The organism is Stieleria sp., assembly GCF_041595215.1.
Classification (GTDB): domain Bacteria; phylum Planctomycetota; class Planctomycetia; order Pirellulales; family Pirellulaceae; genus Stieleria; species Stieleria magnilauensis.
In genome coordinates this window covers 1-8689 of sequence record NZ_JBFHKV010000279.1, presented here as the reverse complement: position 1 = coordinate 8689, position 8689 = coordinate 1, and the positions used below count along the sequence as shown (strand labels likewise).

8 protein-coding genes are annotated in these 8689 nt (G+C 58.3%); 5 read left to right on the top strand and 3 right to left on the bottom strand.

Annotated features, from left to right (window positions below; all coding sequences use genetic code 11):
* Positions 1 to 1592 (bottom strand): M64 family metallopeptidase (locus tag ABX749_RS12765; RefSeq protein ID WP_372896325.1); only part of this gene is annotated, 1592 nt, incomplete at its 3' end.
* Positions 1593 to 1724: 132 nt separating this feature from the next.
* On the opposite strand from ABX749_RS12765, the gene ABX749_RS12760 reads away from it, so the two are divergent.
* Complete coding sequence (locus ABX749_RS12760) at positions 1725 to 2543, top strand: hypothetical protein (RefSeq protein ID WP_372896324.1); 819 nt, start codon at positions 1725 to 1727, stop codon at positions 2541 to 2543.
* Positions 2544 to 2610: 67 nt separating this feature from the next.
* Here the strand turns inward: ABX749_RS12760 and ABX749_RS12755 are convergent, their stop codons facing one another.
* Both ABX749_RS12755 and ABX749_RS12750 read right to left on the bottom strand, forming a co-directional pair.
* Positions 2611 to 3399: a hypothetical protein gene (locus ABX749_RS12755; RefSeq protein ID WP_372896323.1), complete on the bottom strand. Its 789-nt coding sequence runs from the start codon at positions 3397 to 3399 to the stop codon at positions 2611 to 2613.
* A 23-nt stretch (positions 3400 to 3422) separates the two neighbouring features.
* On the bottom strand, positions 3423 to 3959 hold the full coding sequence (locus ABX749_RS12750) for a Uma2 family endonuclease (RefSeq protein WP_372896322.1): 537 nt from the start codon (positions 3957 to 3959) through the stop codon (positions 3423 to 3425).
* A 189-nt stretch (positions 3960 to 4148) separates the two neighbouring features.
* Here ABX749_RS12750 and ABX749_RS12745 point away from each other — a divergent pair, with 189 nt between their 5' ends.
* The 4 genes from ABX749_RS12745 to ABX749_RS12730 form a co-directional block, all read left to right on the top strand.
* Positions 4149 to 5525, top strand: coding sequence for a sulfatase-like hydrolase/transferase (locus ABX749_RS12745; protein WP_372896321.1), 1377 nt, complete (start codon positions 4149 to 4151; stop codon positions 5523 to 5525).
* A 104-nt stretch (positions 5526 to 5629) separates the two neighbouring features.
* Positions 5630 to 6532 (top strand): hypothetical protein, encoded by a 903-nt coding sequence (locus tag ABX749_RS12740; RefSeq protein ID WP_372896320.1) that lies wholly within the window; start codon positions 5630 to 5632, stop codon positions 6530 to 6532.
* Positions 6533 to 6975: 443 nt separating this feature from the next.
* Positions 6976 to 8220 (top strand): exonuclease SbcCD subunit D, encoded by a 1245-nt coding sequence (locus ABX749_RS12735; RefSeq protein WP_372896319.1) that lies wholly within the window; start codon positions 6976 to 6978, stop codon positions 8218 to 8220.
* A partial coding sequence (locus tag ABX749_RS12730) for an ATP-binding protein (protein WP_372896318.1) occupies positions 8217 to 8689 on the top strand: 473 nt, incomplete at its 3' end. The genes ABX749_RS12735 and ABX749_RS12730, both read left to right, overlap by 4 nt.

Here is an 8689-nt window from a genome sequence, read left to right as displayed (position 1 = left end):
CCCACGGTGGTGGTGACGGCCGACGCGATGATTTTCAGCTCGTATTGACCATCGAGCACCGAGTGCAGCCCAGCGGCCTGACGCTGGAGCACGAATTCGCCGGGTTGGACCCTCAGATCTGCCACCGTGCCGGTCGTCGTTGTGGACGATGTGACGTTCAAGGCGATGGATTGTTGCGTTCCACGCGGCGTCAATAAAAATGATGATGCGGAAACATCGACCAACGAATCGAACGTGACCTGGACCGACGTGACGAGCGAACGACTGGAGTCGCCGTGATTGATCTGCACACTTTTCACCTCGGGCGGCGGCAGCACTTCGACGGTCCAGCCGATCGTCTGTTCCAGCGTTGATCGTTGATGGCGCACCCAGTCGGTCGGGTCATAGACGCGTGCCGAGACGTCGTACACACCGGGGCCGAAGCCGGCGTCGCGTAGATTGAACGTCCCCGCCGTTGCGGCCGGTACCTCGACGCCGTCGACGGACCACTGCACCGCTTGGACCTGCCAGTCAATCGCCTGCACCCACAACTCCGGAGCGGTGTCTCGGATCGTCTGAGCGTTGTCCAACCAGTCATCAACAGGATCCACCAGGTCATAGATGTCCAAGATGATTTTTTCACGGCTGACCGCATCAAAGGGTCGCCCCAGGCTGCGCATCTTGGAATTGTTCGATGGACGATACAGACCTTGGTTAAAGTATCGCGCCCCTTCATAAGCGCCGATCGTGCCGATACCGGGCTGATCATACCCGACCCACCGTTGCCACTTCGCACCTTGCGGATCGGTGGTGACGTTGACTTCCCGAGGTTCGCCTCCGGTGTAGAGTGGACTTCCCCCGTACTCATCAGCCAAGTCGTTGAACGAGTGCGCAACTTCGTGCAAGGCGAGTTCGTTGGCCGATCCGTTGGCTCCGGCGAAGACCGCGTAGCTGCCTCCGCTGCCACCGTATTTGGAATCGTTCACGGAGACAAATTGCATCTCGGCGTTGAATCCCGCGCCGGCCAGCGCCTCATTCTTTGCCGCGTTGGCCTTGGTGTTGTTGATACAAATCAACCGTTCCGTCCCGCCGCAAAAATAGTAGGCATCCAACGCCGTATCGACGAAGATCCCGTTGGGCGGTTCATCGGCACCGGACTCGTTGGAAATGACGTTGATGCGATGGGCATTAAAGAAGTTGGCGTAACGCGGGTAGGGATCTTGTCCCGCATTGAACAGGTATTCCAACATTCCGTTGACGTGATTGAGATAAACGTTGTCGATCTGCGCTGCGGTGTATCCGTCACCGAGAATCACGATGTCCACCCGGTTGTCGGATGGACCGTTGTTCAGCACCGTTTCAAAACCGGTGGTCTGCTGCGCCGGCGCGTCGAGATCAGCCGAGTTCAATAGCACCTGCTGTTGAAACGGCCCCATCCTCCATTGGTCCACACCGGTCACGCCCGATTCGATCGGGGGCGCCGTGGCCGGATCAATCCAATCGTTCGACGCGACATCAGCCGCCAGCAGTCGCCGAGCTTCGAGGGATTCAAAAGAGAATCGTGTTTTTCGTTGCCTGAGCATCACGATGGTGGGCCGGAGGGATTTTTGCATTGGCGCCGTGATTCGCACGAGTCGCCGCAAGGTCATAGGGTAATACGAAATCGCTTGCCAGGGCGTTTCAATGACAGGTACTTGTCGCCCTGTGACATTCGTGGCACAGCGCGTTAGACTTGAGGAGTCGGTTTGCCAACACTCTTCTTCGCCAGTCTGGACTCCCCCATGCTCGAAGCCTTCACAAATCGCGTCCTCTCGGTCATCCAGCGTGAATTTCCGACACGCGGCTTTCGTCTCGGCGAGGAATTGGGCGTCATCACGGACGGATCGGCAAAATTTGGGATGAGCAACTTGTGGGCGCAATTTCAGCAATCCCCCATGCCGGATGAAGAGTTTGATCAGGTGATCATCGAGAAATTCGCCGGTGCGTTGAAACTGATCGATGGCGCCGCCGAAGCGATCCCGCAGGCCTGGGAAGACGTCAAACCGAGGCTGAGAGTTCAATTGGTCAGCGCCAAAGTCACCGATGTCGGCCGTGCGATCACGTTCCCCTTCGCCGACGACGTGCACTCGAGTCTGGTCAGTGATTGTGACACCGGTTATGCCTACATCAGCAACGAAGATCTGGAACGCTGGGGCCAATCAGCGGTGGATGCGATCGAACTCGGCAAACTGAACATCGTGACGTCCAGCCCGACGTTACCGATGACCGTCATGCCCGGTCCGGCTCCGCTGGTGGCGATCCAAACGGGCGATGGCTACGATGCGGCCAGGATACTGATTCCCGAGATCCGCGCCAGGATCATCTCGGAGTTGACCGGCGACGAAGACGGAGAAGTCTACGCCGGGGTGCCCAACCGCGACTTCCTGATCGCCTGGCCGATGACGGTCGATGAGGACCTGCACCAACAACTCAGTCAGACCGTCGCGCTGGACGCCCGCCGACAGTCGCACCCGCTCAGCGAGCACGTGTTGCGAGTGACCAAAGACAAGATCCAGCTCGCGTAGCCGGACGGTACGTCTCGCTGTTTCTGCCGATCCTTCATCGGCGAAGCGGCGCGATTCAAGAACGGACCTATGGGCCGACGCGGAGCATCGTCAGCAACTCCTCACGTTGCTTTTGAATCTCAGTCAATTCGTTGCGAAGGATTTCCTGAGGTTTCTCTGCGGCCTCACTGTCGGAGAGTTGCCAGATCATGAACGAGCCGGCAAAGGTTCCGTACTCGCGTTTGGTCATGTCATGCTCGCGGTACATCACCGATTCGATCACCGCGTCAATCTCCGGAGCATCCTTGTCTTCCGCCCGAATCAATTTTGCGATGCGTTTCTTCTCATCACCGGACAGTTTGGAAGCGAGCTGCGCCAGCCCCTCTAACCCCTGTCGTTCAATGGCAACTGCGACCAACTGATGAATCAGCAGGCCGCCGTGAGCAGACTTCCTGCCGATCACTGCGATCTTTGTCAGCGCATCGGCCGCATCGGCGGATCGGCCTTCGAGTTCGGCAAGCCGAGCCTTGACATACAGCAGCCGCATCGGCCCCCGAGCGTAATTTGCTTTGTCATGCATTTCCTGCATCGTTTGCATGTCGGCCATGCGGATCAGACAGCGCTGTCGCGCGGCTTGATCGATCAAGGATAGCGGATCGAGATTGGCATCAAGGTAGGTTTGTAGAGCTTCGACATCCTGAGAGGTGTCGAAGTCCATCGGCAGCGGCGTCATCTTGCCGTTCGCTTCAGAAAGCGTGTCATACGCATTGGGCGACGGATAGCTGATGTTTCCTGATCGAGGTGCGTTGATGAAGTAAATGACAGCGACAGCGACGAGCACCGTCGCAAGCACGCCGAGGCCGATTTTCAGTTTCATGATCGTTAAAGTATCGAGTTTCTTTAAAACAGATCGGCAAGTCGAATGGTAACGGCGCAGTCTTCACACAGTGTGATCTCAAAGGAATCGACGACGGATTCACTTCTCCATTTGCCTTCGCCATCGCGGCGATAGAGCTGGACTGTTTTTAACTCGGGATCCAGAATCGCGTAGATCGGGACGCCTTGCTCGTCATAGAGATCCCGTTTAAAGCTGCGGTCACGCTCGGCAGTCGAAGCAGACAGGACTTCGGCGACGAAGTGGGGCGTCAATTCGATGTGTTTTTCGGGAGCCTCGCCACAAATCACCACGACATCGGGCCGGACCACCGTCTCGCGCGAAACGATCCAGTCGATTTCTCCGAGTACGACCGCTTCACATTTCTGTTTTAGGATTTGCGTTCGCAGCTCTGCCGCAAGATTAAACAATAATAGTTGATGGGCACCAAAGGGGCTGGGGCTCATCGACACGGCGATCCCGTCCCAGAGTTCCCAGTCGCCTTCCCAGGCGGCGTAGTCATCGACAGTGTAACGCGGAATGTATTTGGGGACGGCAGACATCGAATCGACGGTGGCGAGCGGGCGGTGAAGATCTCACTTTCCAGTATATCACGGTTGCGTCAACTCGACCGTGTGCGATGGATGCCCACAGGCACCGATCAACCGCACCATCGCGGCCCGCCACACAGTAGATTCGCACGGTAGAATGGGGCGCTGCCGACTTGCACCTCACGTCGATCGAGATCACGAATGCTACGTTTGATTCCTCTGCTTGCTGTTCTTTGCTGCGGTGTTTGGCCTTCATGGGCCAGCGCCAAACAGCCCGACATCATCTTGGTCATGGCCGATGACATCGGCATTGAAGGACTGGGTTGTTACGGGGGTGTGTCCTATCGAACACCGAATTTGGATCGGATGGCGGCCGCCGGCGTCAGGTTCACCCACGCCTACTCGCAGCCGCTGTGTACGCCGACGCGAGTGGAATTGATGACCGGCAAAGACAACCATCGCAACTGGACCTACTTCGGGATCCTCGATCCGCGCGAACGCACATTCGGTCACGCGATGACCGATGCCGGATACGCGACCGGGATCTTCGGCAAGTGGCAATTGCAGTCGTACGATCCACCCGATCTGCCGGGCGCCGAGGCCAGACGCGGCAAAGGCATGCATCCCAAAGACGCGGGTTTCGATGAGTACGCGTTGTTCCATGCCCTGCACACCGAAGACAAGGGATCTCGCTACGCCAACCCGACGATGTTGGAAGGCCGACGCGGCAGCGAAGGGACCCTCAAAACCTACCACGGCCGCTACGGCGAAGATGTTTGGGTCGAAAAAATCATGGCCTTCCTGGACAAGAAAACCGACAAGCCGAAATTCGTCTACTACCCGATGGCGCTGCCCCACTGGCCGTTCGTGCCGACGCCCGATTCCGCCGACTGGGACCCCGACAAACCGCAACAGGAACATCTGCGTTACGGAAGCGACATGATCGAATACATGGACACGACGATGGGAACTTTGTTGCAAGGGTTGCGTCAGCGGAATCTCGCACGTGAAACCATCGTGATCTTTTACAGCGACAACGGCACCCACCTGAAAGTCACCTCGAAAATGAAAGATGGCCGTTCGATCCCCGGTGGCAAAGCGATGCCGACCCAAACCGGGATCCACGTGCCGCTGATCGTGCATTGCCCAGACCGCTACAAGCCCGCGGTCGTCGATGGCATCGTCGAAGCCTCGGACTTTTACCCGACGCTGCTGGAATTAGCCGGAGTCGAAAAACAACCGGGCAAGCACCTGGACGGGATCAGTTTTGTGCCTCAATTGGTCGGTCAGCCGACGCCACGCCGGGACGCAGCGTTCTTTTGGTATGACCCACGTCCGGGCTGGGACAAAGAAAAATTCAGCCGGCATGTGTTCGCGCTCAACAAGACCCACAAGCTGTTCCGCGATGGACGGTTGTTTCGTATCGGTGAGCTGCCCCTAAAAGAGACGTTGGTTCAGCAAGACGACGAAAACGATCGTGCGGCGCGAACTCAGTTGCAAGCTGTGATCGATCAGGCGATGGCGGATACCAACGAACCGCCACTGGTCGATGCTTACGGCAAGCGTTTAGACAAGTGATCCACTGCCCGATTGGCAGGCGAAACTCCGGGCATGAAGCGGGGTTAGAAGCAAACGACCCGAAAGCGATTCACCCCCAAGCGAGAATCACGATGAACCGATCCATGTCCGTTGCCACACTGTCGATCGCCCTATCGATCGGGTCCGCCCCCTGCATCGCCCAGGTGTCGGAGTCTGCGTCACCGCCAGAGGAAACGACCGCCGCAACTGCCACAGCGTCCGTCGTGGATGCGGTGGAAAAGGACTATCGGGAGCTGATCTGTGCCCGAGCCGCCGATACATCAGACCCCCATCAGGATCGGGCGATCGATCTGGCGTTGCGGCAAAACTATCTCGATGCCCGTTTTAATGTGATCGTCCGACAGTCGATGCAAAACGCATCACACCCCGATCAGTGGAACGTGGATGAACTCTCGCGAGCCGTCAAGCTGCTGGCCTTGTGCACGCTGCCACCACAAGAACAGGCCGAGCTTGTTTTTAAATGTTACCTTGAGTGTGATGATTCGAAATCCGATTCCAGGCTGCGAAACCAATTGAAGCAGGTACTGCGAAGGTACCCCGACCCAACCAGTCGACTGGTCAACGAACGACTGCGGCAAACGGATGATCCCAAAAGCGTGCTACCACTGGTCGACATCGTCGGATCTTCCACCGAAGCCACGTTGCCGCTGTTGATGGAACTCGCCAACAGCGAAGATCCCGAAGTCGCGGTCTGGGCGATGACTTGGATTCCAAACTTGATGGAACAGGTACGCAAGTTGAATCAACAAGCGCGCCAACTGGCCGAGCAACAGAAGCTGGGCGTGGAAGGCCTGGACTCCAAAATGGTGGAGTACGCCAGACGCATCATCGCCCGCTACGACGTCGATGGTGACCAGGAATTGACGTCGGCAGAATACGAGAAAATGCTGCAATCGCCCGAAGTCGCCGATGCCGACGGGAATGGACGCGTCAGCATCGGCGAATACGCGACGTGGCTCCAGGCCCGTTCCAGACGCCGGCAATGACGGTTCGATCACCGGTACCCTCAACCCAGCGACCCTCGCTTCGCTTCGCTCGACCCTCCCTGCCAGGGAGGGTTTCGTCATTGGTGTAAACACCAACTCATTTTTTGACCAACCCATTGTTTGACCTTTCTTCCCCACGCCGCCGCTCACCGCCCGCTCGCAAGTATTGCTAGCAATTCCGCGCCCCGAATGTTTCACGGAATTGCCCCCAGAGTGCGGGAAACTGGATTGGTGATTTTTTCGTCGTTTCGCTAAACTCGCAGCACCGCGCGGCCGAAGGGCCTGGTTTGTTTCACAAATCGGGCTGGGAAACGGGGCGAACACGTTGTTCGTCTTCGCCGCGGTCACGGGATTGATGAGGGAGCATCAACGAAGGCTACGAGAGTCTTCCGCTCCATTGATCAATGAAGCGAACACGCTGCAAGCGTTAACGGAGGGAACCGATGCCGGGCGAATCTTTTCGATTCATCCACGCCAGTGATTTTCACTTGGAAAGTCCACTCGGTGATTTGGATGAGCTGCCCCCGCCGCTGCGCGATCAAATGGCCACCGCGCCGCACGAAGCCGTCAAGGCGGTGTTTGAGGCTGCGCTCTCCAACAACATTGATTTCGTCGTGTTATCCGGCGACCTGCTCAATCCCCAGGCCGCCGGGCCGTACGGAATGAACCTGTTGTTGGAGCAGTTTGAAAAACTGGCCGCTGCCGACACGCCGGTGTATTGGGCGGCGGGCACCGTCGATGATCCACAGAAGTGGCCCGAAGCGGTGGTGATTCCGCCCAACGTGACGCTGTTTCCCAAGGACCGCGCGACCGACGTCAACGTCGTACGCGGCGGGCGAACGATCTGTCGTCTGATCGGCCGCGGCAGTGACGGCCGCGCCTCGCTGCACATCCCGGGGTTTGAATGCGAGGCCGCTGAGGAATTCGCGATCGGCGTCGGCCACGGCGATGCTTCGCTGGAGATGCTCGAGGAGGCTCGATTCGATTTTTGGTGCCTCGGCGGTAAACACAATCGCCTGGAACTGGAATCCGATGGCGAAATCCGAGCGGTCTACAGCGGTTCACCGCAGGGTCGATCCTTGAGCGAACCCGGTTCACACGGGTATTCCATCATCGACGTCGACGCCGAACGAAATGTTCGGGTCAGCGAAATGCCGGCCGACCAGTTTCGCTACTGCAACGTCCGCCTGAGGGCCGACGAAATTGCCGCGGTCGGCAGCATCCAAAACTTGCTCGGCGAACGGATCGTGCGTTTGCAACACGAAGCCGGCGGCCGACACCTGATCATCGGCTGGGACATCACCGCCGACAGCGGCGAGTCGTTGATCGAGATCGGCGACGGCGAGGCGTTACTGGATTGGGTGCGTCACGAATACGGACACGGGGCGCCGGCCGCCTGGTCCACGTCGCTGCGAATCCGTCCGCCCCAACAGTACCCCAAGTCGTGGCACGAGGAAGACACGATCTTGGGTGACTATCTGCGGATTGCCGCCGAGCATCGCAAGCCCGAAAGCACGGCGACCAATCTGTTACCGATGACCGAAGAACATCCGGGACTGCCGGCAAGCACGACGACGCTGCTGGCCGAAATCCCACAGACGCGTCGAATCGAAACGTTGGATCAAGCGACGCTGTTGGGCGTCGAACTGCTCCGTGGCGGCAAGCCAAATTGGGTGAACAAATCATGAAAGTCAAAGACCTGAATATCGATGGCTTCGGCGTTTGGACCGGGCTGAGCATCGATTCATTACCGGACGGCATGACGTTGTTTTACGGGCCGAACGAGGCCGGCAAGACGACCGTGATGCAATTCCTGCGGTCGATGCTGTACGGATTCACGGCCGAACGTCGCGACAAGTATCTGCCGCCGATCTATGGCGGAACGCCCGGCGGCGCGATTCGCGTCACCGGCCCGGGCGGCGGCTATCAAATCCGACGCCACGCCAAGATGACCGACGAAAACGTGGTCGGCCAGCTGGCGGTCACCGGGCAAGACGGCCTGGCACAAGGCCAGCACCGGTTGAGCATGCTGCTCGGCCAGATCGACGAACCGATCTTCACCAACGTGTTCGCGATCGGCATGCGCGAATTGCAAGAGCTCAATACGCTCGATGACACCGCCGCGGCGGACGAGTTGTACAAGCTTTCCAGCGGACT

What these genes read in the sequence shown, in the direction of transcription:
- ABX749_RS12750 (WP_372896322.1), bottom strand. Translation starts at nt 3,959, where the DNA reads ATGTCTGCCGTCCCCAAATACATTCCGCGTTACACTGTCGATGACTAC.
- ABX749_RS12755 (WP_372896323.1), bottom strand. Translation starts at nt 3,399, where the DNA reads ATGAAACTGAAAATCGGCCTCGGCGTGCTTGCGACGGTGCTCGTCGCT.
- ABX749_RS12735 (WP_372896319.1), top strand. Translation starts at nt 6,976, where the DNA reads ATGCCGGGCGAATCTTTTCGATTCATCCACGCCAGTGATTTTCACTTG.
- ABX749_RS12740 (WP_372896320.1), top strand. Translation starts at nt 5,630, where the DNA reads ATGTCCGTTGCCACACTGTCGATCGCCCTATCGATCGGGTCCGCCCCC.
- ABX749_RS12745 (WP_372896321.1), top strand. Translation starts at nt 4,149, where the DNA reads ATGCTACGTTTGATTCCTCTGCTTGCTGTTCTTTGCTGCGGTGTTTGG.